Consider the following 17937-nt stretch of genomic DNA (forward strand, 5'->3'; position numbering starts at 1 on the left):
CGTTCTTCGGAATGGTCACGAGCGTAATCGCGGTGATGAGCCCGAAGCCGATCAGCATCAACGCGACCGGCCACGCTGCATGCACCTGTGAATACAACGCAATGGCAGCCACAGGCGCGAGCCCGCCGGAAAACACCGAAGCGATTTCGTGGCCTAACGCCATGCCCGAATAGCGGACTTCGGTGGGGAAGAGTTCGCCCATCAGCGCGGGCTGCGTGCCGATCATCGCACCGTGGCAGAAGGGCAAACCGAGTGCGAGCGACAGGAACACGAGCAGCGGTTCATGCGTGTCGATCAGCCAGAACGCCGGAAACGCGATCACGACGAGGCCAAGCGCGCCGATCATATACACCGGCCGGCGTCCAATCAGGTCCGATAGCCGGCCCCATAGCACGATCGTGACGAGTTCGAGCAGCATCGCGAGCATCACGCCGCCAAGCATCACCGAAACCGGCACGCCGATCGACTTGCCGTACACCAGCACGAACGACAGAAAGATATACGTGCCGCCGTTTTCGGCGACGCGCAGGCCCATCGCCTGCAACACCTGTTTGGGGTGCTGGCGCAGCACGGTCAGCACCGGCATGTGCTTCGGTTTGGCAGCGGTGAAATCGCGGCTCTCAGGCAGGCTCCGGCGAATATAGACACCGACGCCGAAAATCAACACGCTCGCGAGAAACGGCACACGCCACCCCCACGACATGAAACTCTCGAGCGGCAGCCGCTGCACCAGATAGAACGCGGCGGCCGACAGCACGAAGCCGCCCGCCACGCCCAACTGACTGAACGACGCATAGTAGCCGCGCCGATTCGCGGGCGCGCTTTCACTAATGAGCAGCACGCCGCCGCCCCATTCGCCGCCTGACGCGATGCCTTGCACGACCCGCAAACAGACCAGCGCGATGGGCGCGAGAAAGCCGATTTGCGAGAACGTCGGCAACAGGCCAATGCCGAAGGTCGCCACGCCCATCATCATCAACGTGACGACGAGGGCGCGTTTGCGGCCATGCCGGTCGCCGATATGCCCGAATACGATGCCGCCCAGCGGCCGCGCCAGAAAACCGATGGCAAAGCCGGCGAACGCGGCGAGCGTGCCCATCAACGGGTCGCCGTGCAGCGGGAAGAACAGCGGGCCAAAGATCAGCGCCGCGGCTGTACCGTACAGAAAGAAGTCGTACCACTCGAGCGCATTGCCGAGCACGGAGGCGACGATGATCCGCCGCAGCGTGCGCGAGGTCGCCGGTGCGGCAGGGGCGGCAGGCGATCCGGCCGTGGGAGATAGCGTGTCGTTTGGCATCGTCGGGTTCGCTGGTAGGGGGAGAGGGGACGCTAGCGCCCGGGAGACTTTGCGATCTGGCCGCCGATGCCGAAATCGGTATCCGGAATGTCCTTGATCATCACGCGGGCGGCCTCGAGCGGCGTGTCGAGCACGGCGGCACCGGTTTCGCTGAGCGCGGCGACGAGCGCGGTCGCTTCCGCGTGGCCGGCTGCAAGATAAATCTCTAGTGTAGGCATTGATTTGCTTCGCTCGAATCGTGATCGGTCACAACAGGAAGCCGATGGCGCTGAGCGCCTCGGTCGAATCGATCAGGCGGATCACCTTCTGCACGATGCGCGGCTCGCCACTCGCGAAATTGACGCGATGCGTGAGATCGGCCGCGAACAGGATCGACTTGCCGCGCTTGTACGCCACGATGACTTGCGCCGAGTTCACTTCGACCTCGTCGCTCGAATCGCTGGTCAGCGTGAAACGCGAGACCGTGCGCACGGTGCGGGCCGCGTCGCTTGCCGAGGCCGAATAGCCGGACATCATGCGTTGCACGCGTTTTTCGCGCATGTCCTGATCGTCGTACGCGTAGTTCAGCGAGGCGGCGAAATCCGTGGTGTCGGGATCGATCGGTACCACGTAGAAGCCCGCCGGGTCCCACAGCGAAAGCCACTCTCGATAGTCCTTGCGATCCAGCAGTTCGGCTTCGCGCCAGATCAGTTCGATCGCATCGGCAAAGGTCTTCTGCGAGAACAGCGTGTTCCTGTCGTCCATCATGCTTGCTCCATCATCGTGCGCCATTGCGCATACGCTTCGCGCATCCCGGTTTCGTCGGTGGCGTGGGCGGTCTTTTCGCCGTTCGGCGCGGTGCTCTCGCGATTCAGGCCACGGTTCACGAGAATCGGCAGATCGGGGCCGGCATGCGAGCCGCGCTGTACGCGCTCCCATGCTTCGGCGTCGTCGGGGCTGCCGAAACCGAACGGGCCCTGGAAGTGTTCGTGAATGCGCAGACGCACGCGGTTGGCTTCTTCCGGGCCACCGTCCATCGCGAGGGCGACGTGGCGGATTTCGGTCTCGTTGGCGGAGATCGGCCGCAGCACGCGGAAAAATGCCATCGACAGCGCGAGGTTGGGAAACAGATTCAGGTTGAAGCCGACACCCATCAGCGAACGCACGATGCGGCGCACTTCTTCAGGCGGGTGTTTTTTTGCGAGCGTAGCGGCAAGTTCCTCGAAGCGCTCAGGGATCGGCGCGCCGTCGTCCTTATCCAGATCGACGAGTTCCGGCACCAGCACGGCAAGGCTATGGCCATTGCCGAGCGAGCGGCAGAAGGCTTCGTCGCTCGTCATGAAGCTCGTGATCGCGGCAGCGGTTTCGTCGTCGATCGATTTCATCCACGACTTGTGGACCACCGGGAAGTGATACAGATCGGTGGTGTTTTCGAGCTGGATCTTCCAGTTGCCGTTAAAGCGGAAGCGATGTTCACCGTTGGCTTTGATCGGATAGCCCGCGCCTTGCTTCATGAACAGATCGATCCACGGCTTGGCGCCGCCGAGAAAATCTTCGAGCGGCTCGATCTCCTGATTGAAACTCGCGAAGATCAGACCTTGATAGACGCCTACCCGCAGACTGGCGAGCGGCAACTCGGTCTTGTCGATCACACCTTCATAGCCGTCGCCGTAGGGCAGTGCGCGCAATGCGCCGTCGAGGCCATACGTCCAGCTGTGATAGGGACACGTGAAGCCTTTCGCATTGCCCTTGTGCTGCTCGCATACCGTCGCGCCGCGATGGCGGCAGCGATTTTGCAGCACGTTCACGGCGCCGCTCTTGTCGCGCACTACGATCACCGGCTGGCGGCCAATCGTGGTGGTGCGGAAGTCGCCCGGGTTCGGCAATTCGCTTTCGTGCGCGACCCAGATCCACGTCTTGTAGAAAATGCGCTCGAGTTCGGTTTCGAAAACCGCCGGGTCGTAGTACAGCGACGGGGCGACGCGGTCGGACTGCGCGCGCTGATACAACGCGCTGGTGTCGACGGTCTGATATGAGGATTCGCTCATCGGTTTCGTAGGTGGGGTGATCGATGAAGCAAAGTCTCGCCGACTCACTGATATGCGTCAAATTGATCTAAAATAAACTGTAAGATCAATCTCATGGATATCTGGATGAATTCGCTGGACCACGTCGACCTCAATCTGCTGCGCGTTTTCCAGGCAATCGTCGAGGAACGCAGCCTCACGCGGGCCGGACAGCGGCTCGCGTTGTCGCAGCCGGCGATCAGTTACTCGCTCGGGCGTTTGCGAACCCTGTTCGACGATCCGCTGTTCATTCGCACGCGCGCCGGCATGCAGCCCACACCGATCGCACTCGAACTGTCGGGCATCGTGGCACGGGCGCTGGACACGGTGCGTGAAGCGCTGCGCTATGCGGAGCATTTCAATCCGGCGGTGAGCACGCGCACATTCCGGTTATCGCTGTCCGATGCGGGCGAGCTGGCGTATTTGCCGCCGATTTGCGAGGCGTTGCACCAGCAGGCGCCACGCGTGAAATTGCGCATCGAGCCTTTGCCGGTTGAAGAGATCGAAGACGCGTTGCGCGCGAGCCGGCTGGATTTTGCAATCGGCAATCTGCCCACGCTGACCGCACGCACGCGCCATCAACCATTGTTCGAAGAGACTTACGTTTGCATGACGCGTAAGCGGCGCGGCTTGCCGCGCACGAAAGAGTTGAGCATGAAGGCGTTTCTGGACGCGTCGCACGTGCAGATCACGTCGGTCGAGCATAGCCACTACGCGCTCGACGATGCGTTTCGCGCGCAGGGCGTGGGCCGGCATATCGCGCTGGAATTGCCGCATTTCGTGGCCTTGCCGAGCGTGCTGGCGGTGACCGACCTGTTCGCCACGCTGCCACGGCGTCTCGCGCAGATTTTCAATCGGGACGGCGGATTTCAGCTTTACGAGTTGCCCGTCACGTTGCCCATGGCGGCGGTCACGATGCATTGGCATGAGCATTTCGACCAGGATGAAGGCAACGTGTGGTTGCGCAATCTGATGGGCGATATCGTGCGGCGCTTCGACGAGCGTTGAGAGTGAGTGCTGCGGGCCGTATCAAACCCGCTTGAACAACTCCCGTGCCAACGAACACAGCAACGTCGTCGCGGGCGACTCGTCCTGCAAGCGCCGGCTCATGATGATCGGCGACGCGATATTGGCCGTCGGAACCGGCCGGTACACCACGCCATGGGCGCGCAAACCCTCGACGCTTTCCGGCACGAGACATACGCCGACTTGCGCCGCCACCAGACCCAGCGCGGTTTGCAATTCCCTCACTTCATGAATCGCCTTCGGCTCCAGCGCGTGGTCGTGCATCGCCGAGAGTTGCTGGTCCGCGTAGCTCGGCCGCGGCGTGCTCGGATAGACGATCAGCGTTTCGTGCGCGAGCGCAGCGAGCGTTAGCGGCTTCTTTTGTCTTGCGAGCGGATGGTCTTGCGGCAGTGCCGCAATCATCCGTTCTTCGACGAGTACCTCGCGCGCCAGTTGCGCATCGTCGAAACGCAAGCGGCCGAAGCCGACATCGATACGGCCGCCCTTGAGAGCCGCGAGCTGCTCGATCGTAAACATTTCGATCAGCGAGAGCTCGATATGCGGCGCGGCCTCGCGAAACGCTCGGATCACCGCCGGCAATGCACGGTAGAGCGTGGACGGCACGAAGCCGATCACGATGCGCTCCGCCAGTTGCGCGAGGCGTCGGGTGAGCGGGGCGAGCTCGTCGGCGTCGTCGATGAGGCGCCTTGCCTGCGCGTAGAAAATCCGGCCGGCTTCGGTCAGCCGCAGCGGCCGCGCGCCGCGTTCGAACAGCGGCAGGCCGACGCTCTCTTCGATCTGCTGGATCTGGCGGCTGAGCGGCGGCTGCGTCATATGCAGGCGATTGGCGGCCCGCGTGATGTTCATTTCTTCGGCGACCGCGATGAAATAGCGGAGTTGGCGAAGTTCCATGCATACCCCTAAGGTATGGAAGTAGTCGGAATCGGTGTTGGACTGCTTCGCGGGTTGTTTCTACTATGGAGCCCTCGGTCAAGCAGTTCAGGAGAGCAACGAATGATAGCAACACCCGTGAAGATCGAGAGCGTGGAGACGATTCTCGTCGACGTCCCGACGATTCGTCCTCACCGTCTCTCGGTCGCAACGATGAACTGCCAGACGCTCGTGCTGGTGCGTATCCGTTGCGCGGACGGCGTGGTTGGCGTGGGCGAGGGCACGACCATCGGCGGTCTCGCGTATGGCGAGGAAAGCCCGGAAAGTATCAAGGTCAATATCGATACGTACTTCGCGCCGCTGCTCAAAGGCATGGACGCGACCCGCCCAGGCGCGGCAATGGCGAAGCTGCGCGCGCTGTTTCAGGGCAACCGTTTTGCCAGATCCGCACTTGAAACCGCGTTGTTCGATGCCCAGGCGCAGCGTCTCGGCGTGCCGTTGTCGGAGCTGTTCGGCGGCCGCGTGCGCGATTCCGTGGATGTTGCATGGACCCTCGCGAGCGGCGACACGACGCGCGATATCGACGAAGCCGAGCGCGTGTTCGAGGCGAAGCGGCATCGCGTATTCAAACTGAAGATCGGTTCGCGCGCGGTGGCCGACGACGTCGCGCATGTCGTGGCGATCCAGAAAGCCGTGGAAGGACGCGGCGAAGTACGGGTCGACGTGAATCAGGCATGGACTGAATCCGAAGCGATCTGGGCCGGCAAGCGTCTGGCCGATGCGGGCGTTGCATTGATCGAGCAGCCGATCGCCGCGGAGAATCGCGGTGGCCTCAAACGCCTGACCGATCTTTCGCACGTGCCGATCATGGCCGACGAAGCGTTGCATGGCCCGGCCGATGCCTTCGCCATCGCCAGCGCGCGTGCCGCCGACGTGTTCGCCGTGAAGATCGCGCAATCAGGCGGTTTGACCGGCGCGGCCCATGTGGCGGCAATCGCAACGGCCGCGAACATCGACCTGTATGGCGGCACGATGCTCGAAGGCGCGGTCGGCACGATCGCTTCGGCGCAACTCTTCAGCACGTTCGGCGAACTGAAGTGGGGCACTGAACTGTTCGGGCCGTTGCTGTTGACTGAAGAGATTCTCACCGAGCCGCTACGTTACGAGAATTTTGCCTTGCATCTTCCAGAAGGGCCGGGTCTCGGCATCACGCTCGACTGGGAGAAGATCGACCGCTTGCGGCGCGATACGAAGAAGGGCGCAAGCGTCACCACGAACTGACGGTTCATCCGCTAGCCGCCAGGCACATTAAACGAAGGAGATACCCCATGAACAAGCAAGCCATCGACGCACTGCTGCAAAAGATCAACGACAGCGCCACCAGTGAAGGTAATCCGCGCACCAAGCAGGTCGTCAACCGCATCATTCGCGACCTGTTCTACACGATCGAAGACCTCGACGTGCAGCCGGACGAGTTCTGGACCGCGCTGAACTATCTGGGCGAAGCAGGCAGGAGCGGCGAGCTCGGTCTGCTGGCCGCGGGCCTCGGCTTCGAGCATTTTCTCGATCTGCGCCTCGACGAAGCCGAAGCGAAAGCCGGTATCGAAGGCGGCACGCCGCGCACCATCGAAGGTCCGTTGTATGTGGCGGGCGCGCCGCTGTCCGACGGCCATGCACGCCTCGATGACGGCACCGATCCCGGTCAGACGCTGGTGATGCGCGGCCGCGTGCTCGGCGAAGACGGCAAGCCGCTGGCCAATGCGCTGGTTGAAGTGTGGCACGCGAACCACCTCGGCAATTACTCGTACTTCGACAAATCGCAGCCGGCCTTCAATCTGCGCCGCTCGATCCGTACCGATGCCGAAGGCAAGTACAGCTTCCGCAGCGTGGTGCCGGTGGGTTACTCGGTGCCGCCGCAAGGACAGACGCAGTTGTTGCTCGATCAGTTGGGCCGTCACGGACATCGTCCGGCGCATATCCACTTCTTCGTGTCGGCGCCGGGCTGCCGCAAGCTGACCACGCAGATCAATATCGACGGCGACCCGTATCTGTGGGACGACTTTGCGTTCGCCACCCGCGACGGCCTCGTGCCGGCCGTCAAGCAGGCCGAAGGGGCGCAAGGCAAGCCGTATGGCGTGGAAGGCCAGTTCGCGTTGATCGACTTCGACTTCACGCTGTTCAAGGAACGCGACAACCTGCCGGGCGCTGAAGTGGAGCGCGTGCGCGCCGAAGCCTGAGGCTCACCGTCAGACGCGTCGACGCCTGAAAGGCGTGGACGTATCGCATGAAATCTATCGGCCCTGGCTGCGCGGCATGGTTTGCCGGGCAGCCAGGGTTCTTTTATGACCGATCAGAAGGAGAGCAAGCATGCTGTTTCATGTTGAGATGACCGTCAATCTGCCGATCGATATGGACGCCGAGCGCGCCGCGCGCCTGAAGTCCGATGAAAAGGCGATGTCACAGAAGCTGCAGCAGGAGGGGGTATGGCGGCACCTGTGGCGCATCGCCGGGCGCTACGCGAATATCAGCGTGTTCGATGTGGAAAGCCCCGCGCATCTGCATGACGTGCTGAGCCAGTTGCCGCTGTTTCCGTATATGGATGTTGAAGTGCGCGCGCTGTGCCGGCATGCATCGTCGATTCGCGACGACGACCGATAAGCGCTCGCAAAGCGCTAGAAGAAGGTGCTGCGAATGCAGCACCGGTTTGCATCGGAGTCAGGCTTAAAGATCGAGTACCAGCAACGGCGAGCTCGCGCGTGACACGCAGCAACAGATCACTTTGCCGCCCGCGCGTTCCGCTTTACTCAGGCAATGGTCGCGATGCTCGGGCGTGCCGCTCACCACGTCGACCATGCAGGTGCCGCACACGCCTTCACCGCATGAGGTGTCGACTTCAATCCCGATCGACGCCAGCGCCGCGACGATCGTCGTGTGTTTATCCACGTGTACCGTTGCGCCGCTGCTGGCGATCCGCACGTCGAATGCGTCGAGCGAATTCGCTTCACCGGTAGCAGCCGGAGAAGGGTCCGCCGCGAAACGTTCGAGATGGATCGCGTCAGCCGCAACACGCGTTTCGCCGCTCGCCACGACACGTTCCATGAAAGGCCCCGGGCCGCAGGTATAGATGTGCGTGCCGGCGCGTGCGTTGGCGACGCATTCGGCTAGCGCCGTGTTCAGTTGATCTGGTTCGACGCCAAAATGAAACCGCACGAAATCGCTGAATGGTGCGCGCGACAGCAGCGGCAAGAACGCGGCATGCTCGGCGCTGCGGGCGAAATAGTGCAATACGAACGGCTGGTTCTGTTTGAGCAAACGGTACGCCATGCTCAGGAGCGGCGTGACGCCGATGCCCGCGGCAATCAGAATGTGCTCGCTCGCGCCGGCGGCGAGCTGGAACAGATTGCGCGGCGCGCCTATCGTCAATTCGCTGCCGACGCTGACTTCGTCGTGCAGCGAACGCGACCCGCCGCGCGACGCCTCTTCGCGTTTCACCGCGAAGAGATGCGCGTCACGATGATCCGGGTCGCCACACAGCGAATATTGGCGCGTGACGCCCGAAGGGCCAGTGACGTCGATGTGCGCACCTGGTTCGTAGTGATCGAACGGTTGACCGTCCAGACGCGACACGCTGAACGAGCGCACGCCGTGTGCTTCGTCACGTACGCTGTCGACGCGCACGTTGAAGGTGGTTCTTTCCATGATCTTGCCGGCAAAAAGGACAGCGTGGAGCAGAGCGGGCACCGCATGCATAGAGCGGCGTCCGGTTGTGCGCTAAGGATAAGAAACCGCCGACAATCAGGCAAATCGATTAAAAATCGGTTGTGGAATAAGTGTGACTGATAATAACTGTGTCCAAGGCGTGCATGATTGCGTCCTTAGATCCCCGCCAGATGCCGGACCAAGGCCTTTTCCGGCCGCTTCAGCGCGTTCAGGTCACGCATGCAGATCAGCAACTCGCGCGTGGCCCAGGTGTCCGTCAATTCGATCGTGCGAATGCCCGGCGCGCCGCGATAGCGTTTCGCGGCGGTGGCCGGCACGATCGCGATGCCCGCGCCCTGTTCGACCATGCAGCAGATGTTTTCGAAGGTTCGCATGTGCGCGCGAATGCTGAGTGCCTGTCCGGATAGCAATGCGCGTTCGCCCAGATAGGCGTGCAGCGCGCTGCCCGTACTCAGCCCAATGAATTCACGATCGGCCACTTCCGCGAGCGTCACGCGGCGCCGCGCGGCCAGTGGGTCGTCACGACTCGTGACCAGCACCAGTTTGTCGACGGCGAAGGGCAGCGTCTGCAACGCGCCATGTTCGACGGCATCCGAGATGATGCCGATCTCCGCTGCGCCGGTCAGCACCGCTTTCACGGTTTCGGAGCTTTGCCGCTCCTTCAGATCGATCTGCACGTTGGGGTGGTCGCGCAAAAACAGGCCGACCGCCGACGGCAAGAACTCCGTGATCGCGGCGGTATTGGTCCACAAGCGGATGCACGCTTTGCGCCCGGCCTGATGTTCGCCGAGCTCGCCTTCCATGCGGTCTATCTGGCCCAGTACGAGTCGCGCGTGATGCGCGAGCGTATCGCCTGTCGCCGTGGATTCCACACCGCGCCGGCCGCGCTCCAGCAATGGCTCACCCAAGGCGTCCTCCATGCCGCGCAAACGCGCGCTGGCCGACGGCAGCGACATGTTCGCGCGCGCAGCGCCATGCGTGATGCTGCCGGTGTCGAGAATGTGAAGGAAAAGGCGGAGGTCGATCAGATCGAAGCGCATGGAGTCGGATGTGAGTTGGAACTGCGATTGAGGTTGCAAGTTGGGCTGCAATCGCGGCTGAGTTCGAGCCTTAGGCATAGCCTAAGGCACAGTACGTATCTTACGCATTGTGGACGGCGCCGCGGCAATCGAAAATCGCTGGCATGACATCCGGAACCTCGTCCCCATGATCTCTTCGTTTGCTATGCGCGTGAGCGTGGTTGCGGCCACCTTTGTCGTCGCCGGCTTCGTCAAGGGCGTGACCGGCATGGGCCTGCCGACAGTCGCGATGGGCGTGCTCGGCACGTTGATGCTGCCGGCCCAAGCGGCCGCGATGCTGTTGTTGCCGTCGTTCGTGACCAACGTCTGGCAGCTGTTCGCGGGACCCGGCGTGCGGATGCTGGTCAAGCGCTTGTGGCTGATGATGGCGGGCATCGTGGCGGGCACGGTGGGCGCTGCGTCGTTCATTGCCGGCGGGGGCGGCGCATGGGCCGTCGTCGGCCTGGGTGCCGCGCTGACGCTCTACGCCGCGGCCGGCTTGATGGCTTGGCGCTTCCCGGTGCCGCCACGTCACGAGCGCTGGCTCTCGCCGGTGGTCGGCGCGGTCACCGGCGTGATCACCGGTGGTACAGGTGTATTTGTCGTGCCCGCGGTGCCTTATCTGCAAGGGCTCGCGTTGAACAAAGAGGACCTGGTTCAGGCGCTCGGCCTGTCCTTCACCGTTTCCACCATCGCCCTCGCGATCGGATTGGCGCGCGAGCACGCGTTTGCCGTCGGCGATCTGGGCGAATCGCTGTTCGCCGTGGTGCCCGCCCTGATCGGCATGTGGATCGGACAGCGGGTGCGCGGGCGCATCGGTCCGGAGACTTTCCGGCGCTGGTTCTTTATCTGCCTGCTTGGCCTCGGCATTCAGTTGCTGGCGCGTGCGTTCGTCTCATAGAGGTAGCCTGGAGAGTCAAGGAGGGCAGGATCATGTGGTCGGCTATTCTGGATACGCTGGGTGCATTGGCGGTGCTGGCAAGCGTGACGGCGCAGGTCGCGCTGATGCGCAAACGCTGACGTCACGCGCTCGTTTGCGGCATCTGGCACGCATTTGTCTGATCTTCGCGCGCTGTCGTGGGCAGGGCGTCTTTCCGATTGTTCGGTCCATCCGACGTATCTATTCGCCTTCAGCCGCTTTATCCCCAAGCCCGGCATGCCTACATTGTGTCCAGTGACAGCGCCACTGCGGTTTCATCGACGTCGACCTGGCGAATCTTTCGCCACGGCGACGTTGGCGCGAACTCCATCCAAAGGACACGATCATGAGCAAGCTCACAGGTAAGGTTGCGGTTGTAACGGGCGCATCGAAAGGCATTGGCGCGGCGATTGCGAAGGCATTGGCGGCACAGGGTGCATCCGTGGTGGTGAACTATGCGTCCAGCAAGACGGGCGCGGACGACGTGGTCGCCGCCATCACCGCGGCGGGCGGCAAGGCGGTTGCCGTTGGCGGCGATGTGTCCAAGGCGGCCGACGCAAAGGGCATCATCGATACGGCAGTCGAAACCTATGGCCGCCTCGACATTCTCGTCAACAACTCGGGCGTGTATGAGATGGCGCCGATCGAAGAGATCACCGAAGCGCACTTCCACAAGCACTTCAACGTGAACGTGCTGGGTCTGCTGCTGGTCACGCAAGCGGCGGTGAAGCATCTGGGCGAAGGCGGCAGCATCGTGAACGTCAGTTCCGTGGTCAGCCGCATCACGCCGCCGGGCAGCACGGTGTATACGGCCACCAAGGGCGCGGTGGACAGCATCACGGGCGTTCTCGCGAAGGAACTCGGCCCGCGCAAGATTCGCGTCAACTCGGTGAATCCCGGCATGGTGGAAACGGAAGGCACGCATGCTGCCGGCTTCGTCGGCTCGGACTTCGAGACGTGGGCGGTCAGCACGACACCGCTCGGCCGCATCGGTCAACCTGACGATATCGCCGATGTTGCGGTGTTCCTGGCGTCAGACGATTCGCGCTGGATGACCGGCGAAAGCCTGATTGCCAGCGGCGGTTCGCGTTAAGCGGGAGATGTGCGGCGTGCTGCCGTAATCAGCTTCAGCCCCGCAGGCAGCGATTCGCCGAACACGCGGCCTTCGTCGGCGTTATCGAGCTCCACGACCTCGCTGACCATCGTGATCCACGCGCGTGGCGCGTTGGCTGCTTCGAGCCGGCGCACCACGGTATGACGCAAATCGTCGGGCAAGTCGCGCGAGCGGTCGCCGGTCATGCGAGCGATCTGCACGGCCGCGAATGCCGCGGGGTCGATTTTCTTCCAATCGAGCGCGAGGATCGTGTTCAGCCAAAGCGCCGCGACCTCCGGCGGCACGACACCATGCGCGCTGCCGTAGAATGGCCGCCGCGCGCCAATGCGCCCGACCGCCCACCAGCTCTGATGATTTTCAGCCGGTTTCTTCAAACGGGTGAGCACCGATTCGCCGAGTTCGATCTTGCGTTCGACCGGAATGCGTTCGAGCGATGCGCTCAGCCGGACCATGTCGGTGAAGCCGGTTTTCGACACATCGAACGGTAGCTTGTGGCGTGACTGCGCGGCCGTTTGCAGATAGGCCATCGCGTCGAGCACGCGCAGTTGCGCGGTTTCGTCGAGGCCACCCGCCGCGCGGCGCCAGAGCGTCCACCATTCCGACCAGACCTGAGCGTCGTTGACGTACTGAATGCCGTCGTCGAACAGCGACCACAGTTGCTCGACCCGCCATTCGTCGAGCGGGTAGCCGAAACCCGGACGGACGCAATAGCCGGCGAGATTCAGCCACAACCGTTCGTGATCCGCCGAGCGCCTGCGGCGGCGGGTGCGTTCCCACAGCGCGCCGAACAATTCACGCAGCAGCGCGCTATTCCAGCTCTCGCGCGGCCCCACTAGCTGTTCGAGTTGCGCGCGCAGGCGTTTGACTTCCTTGGGATCGACCTTTTGCGCACGCGAACCGAAACTGCGGTCGATATGTTCAATTGCTTCATCGAGCGCGGGGTGCCGGGCTTGTAGCGGGTCCGCTGACAGATCGACCTGCGCAGCCTCGCGACGCAGCTGGAATTCGAGCAGCCAGCGCTGCGCCGGATTGTCGAGTTCGATGCAGTGGACTTCGAGCGTGCCGACTTCCGTGAGCGACGTGGCGATCTGTACTCTGGTTTCAGCGCGCGAGGTGCTCGCGCCGCGCGCTTGCACGATCGTCGCGATAGGCGGCAGCCGAACGAAGTCGCCTTGCGCAAGGTCGGCTAACTCGCCGGGTCGATAGACCGTGTCCGCGCTTGAAGAGGCCAAATGAAAGCGCACCGGATGGCCGAGACGCAGCGCGAAGGTGCGGTCTCCGATCCGGATCTCGTGGCCTTCTTCCGTGCCGCGCGGCAGCAGGCAGAGGCCGCGTTGCGCCGGTTCGGCGTCGCGCGCGCCGTCACCGGCTTCGTCCAGTACGAGGAAATAACTGCGTGCAGAACCGCCGCCGATTTTCGGCGCCTGGCCCGCGCGGGCGAGCGCATAAGCCACCGCGCCGCGCGCCACGGCGACGTCCGGATTGTCGTTGTGCAGCACGTTGAGCGCTGCGCCGCGCCATGTGCCCAAGGTGTTGGACAAGCGCTGCGTGAGCGCGTGGGCGCGAAACACGCCGCCGTTCAGCAGCAGCGTGTCAGGCACCGGCAGAGGCGTGTCCTGGGCTTCGCCCGTAGCGGAGGAATCGGCAGCGTCAGAACCGAGCGCCTTGCGCGACTGCGCCGCGAAGCGGCTCAGAAACGCCGCGACATGACGCGTGACCGCCGCATCGGTGGCATAGGGCAGGCCGAATTCGACGATCGCGCCGCGCGCTCTGCCGGGCCGTTCGTTCGAGGCCACGGCTGGAAAGAATCCGTCGACGATGATCTGTTCGACTTCCTCGCGGGTGATCTGCGCCGTGCGCGCACCGCCGATCAGCTTCGAGCCCGCGCCGAGCAGCGTGATCGAAGCGGACGCCGGCGCCTGCGGGCCGAGCAGCTGTTCCTTCGCGGCGCGGCAACGCTCGACCAGTTGCGACAGACTTGCCGCCGACAAGCGCGTGCGTTCGCCGCCAGCTTGCGGCAGACGCGCCTCGACCCGATGCGCGAGCGCGAGATCCATATTGTCGCCGCCGAGCATCAGATGATTGCCCACGCCGATGCGTGTGAGCTCCGGCTCGCCGTCGCGCATGCTGACTTCGATCAGCGTGAGGTCGGTGGTGCCGCCGCCCACGTCGCAGATCAGCACGAGCCGCGTATTCGCGAGTTCAGCCGCAAGGCTCTCGCGATGATGAAACAACCAGTCGTAAAACGCGGCCTGCGGCTCTTCCAGCAGTCTTAACGTGGGCAAGCCGGCTTCACGCGCCGCCTGCACCGTCAGCGCTCGCGCGCCTTCGTCGAAAGAAGCGGGCACCGTCAGCACGACGTCCTGTGCTTCGAGCGGCGCGTCCGGAAAGCGCTGATTCCAGGCCGCTCGCACATGCGCCAGATAGCTCGCGCTGGCTTCGACCGGCGAGACCTTGCGAACCTCGTCGGCGGCGCCCCACGGCAGGATCGGCGCGGTGCGGTCCACTGAAGCATGCGAGAGCCAGCTCTTCGCACTCGCCACCAGCCGTCCCGGCACCTGCCCACCGAGCGAGCGCGCGAGCCGGCCGATGACGACCGGCGGGCTTTCAGCGCTATCGGTATCGGTATCGATAGAACCCTTCGCTGTGCTCCAGGGCAACTGCAGATCGCCCGCGCTCAACTCGCCCGGCGCCGCGTGATAGCGCACCGAAGGCAGCAGCGGCCGCGCGGCGACTTCGCCGGGACTCACCAGCTGCTCGATCTCGAAGACGTGAATCTCCGGCGCGCCCGCCGCGCGGCCGCCCGCCGCGGGATCGCCCGCCGCGGCATAAGCCAGCACCGTGTTACTGGTGCCGAGATCAATACCGACGCTATAGCGCTTCATTGCGGTCATGCATTGGCGCCGCCGCGCACGTCGAACTCGACCTTCCAGCGTTCGTCGGTGCCTCGGGGCATGGCTTCGAGTTCGAGCGTGCCGGTTTCCGTCACGCGCGCATGCAGCTTCACCGGGACGATTTCACCGGCGGTGCGGCCGGCAGAGGGCAGCGTCGCCTGGATTTCCTCGAGTTCCTGCAGTTCTTCGGGGCCCCAGTAGTCGAGCAGCGTGCCGACCTGATCCTGACGGCGCACCGACGATCCGAAGAAACGAAAGTGCACCGGCTCGCCGACAACCAGCCCGAACTCTTGCGCCGGCAATTCGGCGTCGGTGCCTTCCTCCATGCCGAACGGTGCGACGCAGAGCGCCTGCACCGGCGGCTCGAGACCGGGCACGGCCGGCATCGCCGATTCGATTGCGATGTAGTACGCGCGCGCGGTGCCGCCGCGAATGCGCACGCCTTTGCCGCGCCGCACATAGCCGTAATAGGCCGCGCCGCGCGCCACGGCGAGATCGAGGTCGGCACCTTCGAGCAGGCGGGCCGGCGGCGCACCTTCGGCGCCGAGCCAGCCATTGAGCGTGCCCATGATCCGCTCCACCAGCAACGGCGACTTGAACACGCCGCCGTTGAACAGCACGGCAGTGGGATGCAGGAAGCTCGCGCCTTCTGCCGTGGCGATCTCGCGCAGGCCTTCGAGTTCGGCCAGCGCGCCGACCTGACGCCCGAGGAAAGCCGCCAGATGCCGCGTGATGCCCGCGTCCTGCGCATACGGCAGGCCGAGTTGCGTCAGACCGGCACGCGCGCGGCTCACCGGACGCGCCGCGCTATCCACTTGCGGGAAGAAGCCTTCGAGGATCGTCTGGGTCAACTCCGCGCGCGTCAGCTCGGTACGGATCGACCCGCCGATCAGCTTCGAACCACGGCTCGGCACGACGAGCGGCACGGTATCGGTCGTAGGATCGCTCAGCAGCGTTTCCTTCGCCGAGCGGCAGGCGTAGGTGAGGGCGCGCAGTTGCCACGCGTCGGCTTGCGTCCCGGCTGCGGCGAGCTTGCGCGCCACCACGTGGGCGAGCGCGAGATCCATGTTGTCGCCGCCCAGCAGAATGTGTTCGCCGACCGCGACGCGATGCAGTTCGAGATTGCCGTCGCGCTCGATCACCGCGATCAGCGAGAGGTCGGTCGTGCCGCCGCCCACGTCGACCACGAGAATGATGTCGCCGACCTTGACCTGCTTGCGCCATTGGCCGCCGCTCTTCTGAATCCAGCTATACAGCGCGGCTTGCGGTTCTTCGAGCAGCGTCATGCGGCCGTAACCGGCGGCTTCCGCAGCTTCGGCGGTGAGTTCGCGCGCGGCGGGATCGAACGACGCGGGGATCGTCACCGTGATGTCCTGCTGGCTGAACGGGGCGTCCGGATGCGCGTGGTCCCACGCTTCGCGCAAGTGGGTCAGATAGCGCACCGAGCTTTCGAGCGGCGAGACGCGCGCCACTTCGGGCGGCGCGTCGTTCGGCAGAATCGCCGCGCGACGGTCGACGCCCGGATGACACAGCCAGCTCTTCGCGCTCGACACGAGCCGGATCGGCGTGGCCGCGCCGCGGCTGCGGGCGAATTCGCCGACCGCGAATTCGCGTTGGCCGGTCCACGGCAGGTACAGGTCGCCGGAGGCGAGTTCGTCCGGATGCGGCAGGTAGAGGAACGAGGGCAGCAGATCGAGGTTGTCGATCGCGCCGGGGCCGGTCAATTGCGCGACCGGCAGCACGCCCTGGGCGGTTTTTTCGCCGTCGCTGGCCGTGGTGTCCACGTAGGACAGCGCGCAGTGCGTGGTGCCCAGATCGATACCGATGGAATAACGTGCGTCGCTCATAGCTCCACCTCGGCCGGTGCGATCACCTTGGCGTTGTGGCTGTCGGTCAGCTTGGGCAGACGCACTTCTTCGACACGCCAGCCGCGGTGGCTGATGCTGCCGTTGAACGGCGCCTTGCCGACCACGTTGCCGGTCAGGCGAACCGAGCTGGCGTCGAAACCTTCGGCGAGCGTCACGCGGCTGCCTTCGGCTTCGTCGCGTACCGGGCGGATCGTGAAATGCTCGCGCAGCGTCGCGCGGCAGCCGTCGTGCACGAGGCGGGCGGCAGCGCCGATGTCGGCGTCGCTATAGCCCTTGATGTCTTCTTCGACGAAATCGATGAAGCGTGCGTCGCGTTGCAGCAGACCGAGCAGCTGGAGCGCGGCGTCGGGGCTCGCTTCCTTGATCACGGGGGCCGGCTGAGGCGCGGGCGCCGGTGCGGCTGCCGAAGCGGGCGCGGCTGCGGGCGCAGGGGCTGCGCTCGCGGCAGCGGCGCCACCGTTACGCAGACGCAGCACGCCGGCCGCGAATTCGCCATCGCCGAGAATGCTGAAAAACGTACTGACGGCAAGGGAAATCCTGCCGAGGAAAGAGGGGTTCGAATCGGTCATGAAGGCTCCTGAGGGGCTCTATTAAAGGACGAGCTGTCCTGGCTGCGCCGCACCCGACGAGCCCGGCGGGCCTGATGAGGTTGCCGGGCCGTCGTCGTGCGTTTTTGCGAGGGTCGGCGGCACGCATGCCGCCGAGGTTTGATTCGTCCGGTCTTACGGCGCGTTTGGCGCGCGCAAAACCCGTATTTTGCCTTGTCGCGCGCCCGAAGCGGACAAAGCCGGCAATTCTAGCGGTGAATGGGTGGAGATTGGCGGGTCGCGGAGGGCGCTTGCCAGCTAAGTGCGGCGGCTCCTTTCAGGCGACGTGCGGCCCGAATTCGGCCACCACCTGATCGATAAACGCGCGCAGTTTCGGGGTGGCGCGGCTCGCCGGAAACACGAGATCCGAGGAGACGCAACCGGGATGGCGCGAAGCCGACGCCGCCATGACCTGTTGGCCGGGTGCATGCGCCAACAGTCAATGGACAGGAATGCGGATTGCGTACCGGCATCTTGCATACACCCGTCATTCAGAGGTCCGTTCGCTGAATCAGGTGCCCGCTGCTTTTGACAGACTA

16 protein-coding genes and 1 pseudogene are annotated in these 17937 nt (G+C 64.1%); 6 read left to right on the forward strand and 11 right to left on the reverse strand.

The annotated features are described in order from the left end of the window. From QOC89_RS06350 to QOC89_RS06365, 4 genes and pseudogenes are all read right to left on the reverse strand, one after another. Nucleotides 1-1297: MFS transporter (locus QOC89_RS06350; RefSeq protein WP_323044246.1), on the reverse strand; the 1297-nt coding region annotated here is incomplete at its 3' end. A 32-nt stretch (nt 1298-1329) separates the two neighbouring features. Then, nucleotides 1330-1467 (reverse strand): annotated as a pseudogene (locus tag QOC89_RS06355) (tautomerase family protein); the annotation flags it as partial. 76 nt (nt 1468-1543) lie between these two features. Next, the gene (locus QOC89_RS06360) at nt 1544-2044 is read right to left on the reverse strand and encodes an aromatic-ring-hydroxylating dioxygenase subunit beta (RefSeq protein ID WP_323044247.1); all 501 of its coding nucleotides are present in this window, start codon (nt 2042-2044) and stop codon (nt 1544-1546) included. Continuing rightward, nucleotides 2041-3324, reverse strand: coding sequence for an aromatic ring-hydroxylating dioxygenase subunit alpha (locus QOC89_RS06365; RefSeq protein ID WP_323044248.1), 1284 nt, complete (start codon nt 3322-3324; stop codon nt 2041-2043). Before QOC89_RS06365 ends, QOC89_RS06360 begins: the two co-directional genes overlap by 4 nt. A 105-nt stretch (nt 3325-3429) precedes the next feature. On the opposite strand from QOC89_RS06365, the gene QOC89_RS06370 reads away from it, so the two are divergent. Next, the gene (locus QOC89_RS06370) at nt 3430-4350 is read left to right on the forward strand and encodes a LysR family transcriptional regulator (protein WP_323044249.1); all 921 of its coding nucleotides are present in this window, start codon (nt 3430-3432) and stop codon (nt 4348-4350) included. Nucleotides 4351-4371: 21 nt separating this feature from the next. Here the strand turns inward: QOC89_RS06370 and QOC89_RS06375 are convergent, their stop codons facing one another. After that, a complete protein-coding gene (locus tag QOC89_RS06375) occupies nt 4372-5259 on the reverse strand; it encodes a LysR family transcriptional regulator (RefSeq protein ID WP_323044250.1) in 888 nt (295 codons plus the stop codon). A 102-nt stretch (nt 5260-5361) separates the two neighbouring features. On the opposite strand from QOC89_RS06375, the gene catB2 reads away from it, so the two are divergent. From catB2 to catC, 3 genes are all read left to right on the forward strand, one after another. After that, nucleotides 5362-6519, forward strand: a complete 1158-nt coding sequence (gene catB2 / locus QOC89_RS06380) for a muconate cycloisomerase CatB2 (protein ID WP_323044251.1) — start codon at nt 5362-5364, stop codon at nt 6517-6519. A gap of 47 nt (nt 6520-6566) precedes the next feature. Further along, nucleotides 6567-7475: a catechol 1,2-dioxygenase gene (gene catA / locus QOC89_RS06385; RefSeq protein WP_323044252.1), complete on the forward strand. Its 909-nt coding sequence runs from the start codon at nt 6567-6569 to the stop codon at nt 7473-7475. A gap of 130 nt (nt 7476-7605) precedes the next feature. Beyond that, nucleotides 7606-7896, forward strand: coding sequence for a muconolactone Delta-isomerase (gene catC, locus QOC89_RS06390; protein ID WP_323044253.1), 291 nt, complete (start codon nt 7606-7608; stop codon nt 7894-7896). Between the two features lie 63 nt (nt 7897-7959). On the opposite strand, the gene QOC89_RS06395 is transcribed toward catC, so the two are convergent. Further along, on the reverse strand, nt 7960-8937 hold the full coding sequence (locus tag QOC89_RS06395; protein ID WP_323044254.1) for a PDR/VanB family oxidoreductase: 978 nt from the start codon (nt 8935-8937) through the stop codon (nt 7960-7962). A 176-nt stretch (nt 8938-9113) separates the two neighbouring features. After that, nucleotides 9114-9998: a LysR family transcriptional regulator gene (locus tag QOC89_RS06400; protein WP_323044261.1), complete on the reverse strand. Its 885-nt coding sequence runs from the start codon at nt 9996-9998 to the stop codon at nt 9114-9116. Between the two features lie 166 nt (nt 9999-10164). On the opposite strand from QOC89_RS06400, the gene QOC89_RS06405 reads away from it, so the two are divergent. Together QOC89_RS06405 and QOC89_RS06410 are read left to right on the forward strand one after the other, a co-directional pair. Beyond that, the gene (locus tag QOC89_RS06405) at nt 10165-10917 is read left to right on the forward strand and encodes a sulfite exporter TauE/SafE family protein (RefSeq protein ID WP_323044255.1); all 753 of its coding nucleotides are present in this window, start codon (nt 10165-10167) and stop codon (nt 10915-10917) included. 364 nt (nt 10918-11281) lie between these two features. Next, nucleotides 11282-12028 carry a glucose 1-dehydrogenase gene (locus QOC89_RS06410; protein WP_323044256.1) on the forward strand — a complete coding sequence of 249 codons (747 nt, stop codon included), beginning with the start codon at nt 11282-11284 and terminating at the stop codon, nt 12026-12028. Here QOC89_RS06410 and QOC89_RS06415 read toward each other — a convergent pair. From QOC89_RS06415 to QOC89_RS06430, 4 genes are all read right to left on the reverse strand, one after another. Continuing rightward, nucleotides 12025-14943, reverse strand: a complete 2919-nt coding sequence (locus tag QOC89_RS06415; protein ID WP_323044257.1) for an Hsp70 family protein — start codon at nt 14941-14943, stop codon at nt 12025-12027. The genes QOC89_RS06410 and QOC89_RS06415 overlap by 4 nt on opposite strands. Continuing rightward, entirely contained in the window at nt 14940-16790 is a 1851-nt protein-coding gene (locus QOC89_RS06420; RefSeq protein WP_323044258.1) for an Hsp70 family protein, read from the reverse strand. The genes QOC89_RS06415 and QOC89_RS06420 overlap by 4 nt, the downstream gene beginning before the upstream one ends. Then, on the reverse strand, nt 16787-17380 hold the full coding sequence (locus QOC89_RS06425; protein ID WP_323044259.1) for a DUF2760 domain-containing protein: 594 nt from the start codon (nt 17378-17380) through the stop codon (nt 16787-16789). Before QOC89_RS06425 ends, QOC89_RS06420 begins: the two co-directional genes overlap by 4 nt. Before the next feature lie 295 nt (nt 17381-17675). After that, entirely contained in the window at nt 17676-17807 is a 132-nt protein-coding gene (locus tag QOC89_RS06430; RefSeq protein WP_323044260.1) for a hypothetical protein, read from the reverse strand. Between the last annotated feature and the right edge of the window lie 130 nt (nt 17808-17937).

It is taken from the genome of Paraburkholderia sp., from assembly GCF_034668105.1.
Classification (GTDB): domain Bacteria; phylum Pseudomonadota; class Gammaproteobacteria; order Burkholderiales; family Burkholderiaceae; genus Paraburkholderia.

Bases quoted from the DNA above. Each gene is read 5' to 3' on its own strand.
- catC (WP_323044253.1), top strand. From the start codon at position 7,606: ATGCTGTTTCATGTTGAGATGACCGTCAATCTGCCGATCGATATGGAC.
- catA (WP_323044252.1), top strand. From the start codon at position 6,567: ATGAACAAGCAAGCCATCGACGCACTGCTGCAAAAGATCAACGACAGC.
- QOC89_RS06420 (WP_323044258.1), bottom strand. From the start codon at position 16,790: ATGAGCGACGCACGTTATTCCATCGGTATCGATCTGGGCACCACGCAC.
- QOC89_RS06365 (WP_323044248.1), bottom strand. From the start codon at position 3,324: ATGAGCGAATCCTCATATCAGACCGTCGACACCAGCGCGTTGTATCAG.
- QOC89_RS06370 (WP_323044249.1), top strand. From the start codon at position 3,430: ATGAATTCGCTGGACCACGTCGACCTCAATCTGCTGCGCGTTTTCCAG.
- QOC89_RS06430 (WP_323044260.1), bottom strand. From the start codon at position 17,807: ATGGCGGCGTCGGCTTCGCGCCATCCCGGTTGCGTCTCCTCGGATCTC.
- catB2 (WP_323044251.1), top strand. From the start codon at position 5,362: ATGATAGCAACACCCGTGAAGATCGAGAGCGTGGAGACGATTCTCGTC.
- QOC89_RS06360 (WP_323044247.1), bottom strand. From the start codon at position 2,044: ATGATGGACGACAGGAACACGCTGTTCTCGCAGAAGACCTTTGCCGAT.
- QOC89_RS06400 (WP_323044261.1), bottom strand. From the start codon at position 9,998: ATGCGCTTCGATCTGATCGACCTCCGCCTTTTCCTTCACATTCTCGAC.
- QOC89_RS06395 (WP_323044254.1), bottom strand. From the start codon at position 8,937: ATGGAAAGAACCACCTTCAACGTGCGCGTCGACAGCGTACGTGACGAA.
- QOC89_RS06425 (WP_323044259.1), bottom strand. From the start codon at position 17,380: ATGACCGATTCGAACCCCTCTTTCCTCGGCAGGATTTCCCTTGCCGTC.
- QOC89_RS06375 (WP_323044250.1), bottom strand. From the start codon at position 5,259: ATGGAACTTCGCCAACTCCGCTATTTCATCGCGGTCGCCGAAGAAATG.
- QOC89_RS06415 (WP_323044257.1), bottom strand. From the start codon at position 14,943: ATGACCGCAATGAAGCGCTATAGCGTCGGTATTGATCTCGGCACCAGT.
- QOC89_RS06410 (WP_323044256.1), top strand. From the start codon at position 11,282: ATGAGCAAGCTCACAGGTAAGGTTGCGGTTGTAACGGGCGCATCGAAA.
- QOC89_RS06405 (WP_323044255.1), top strand. From the start codon at position 10,165: ATGATCTCTTCGTTTGCTATGCGCGTGAGCGTGGTTGCGGCCACCTTT.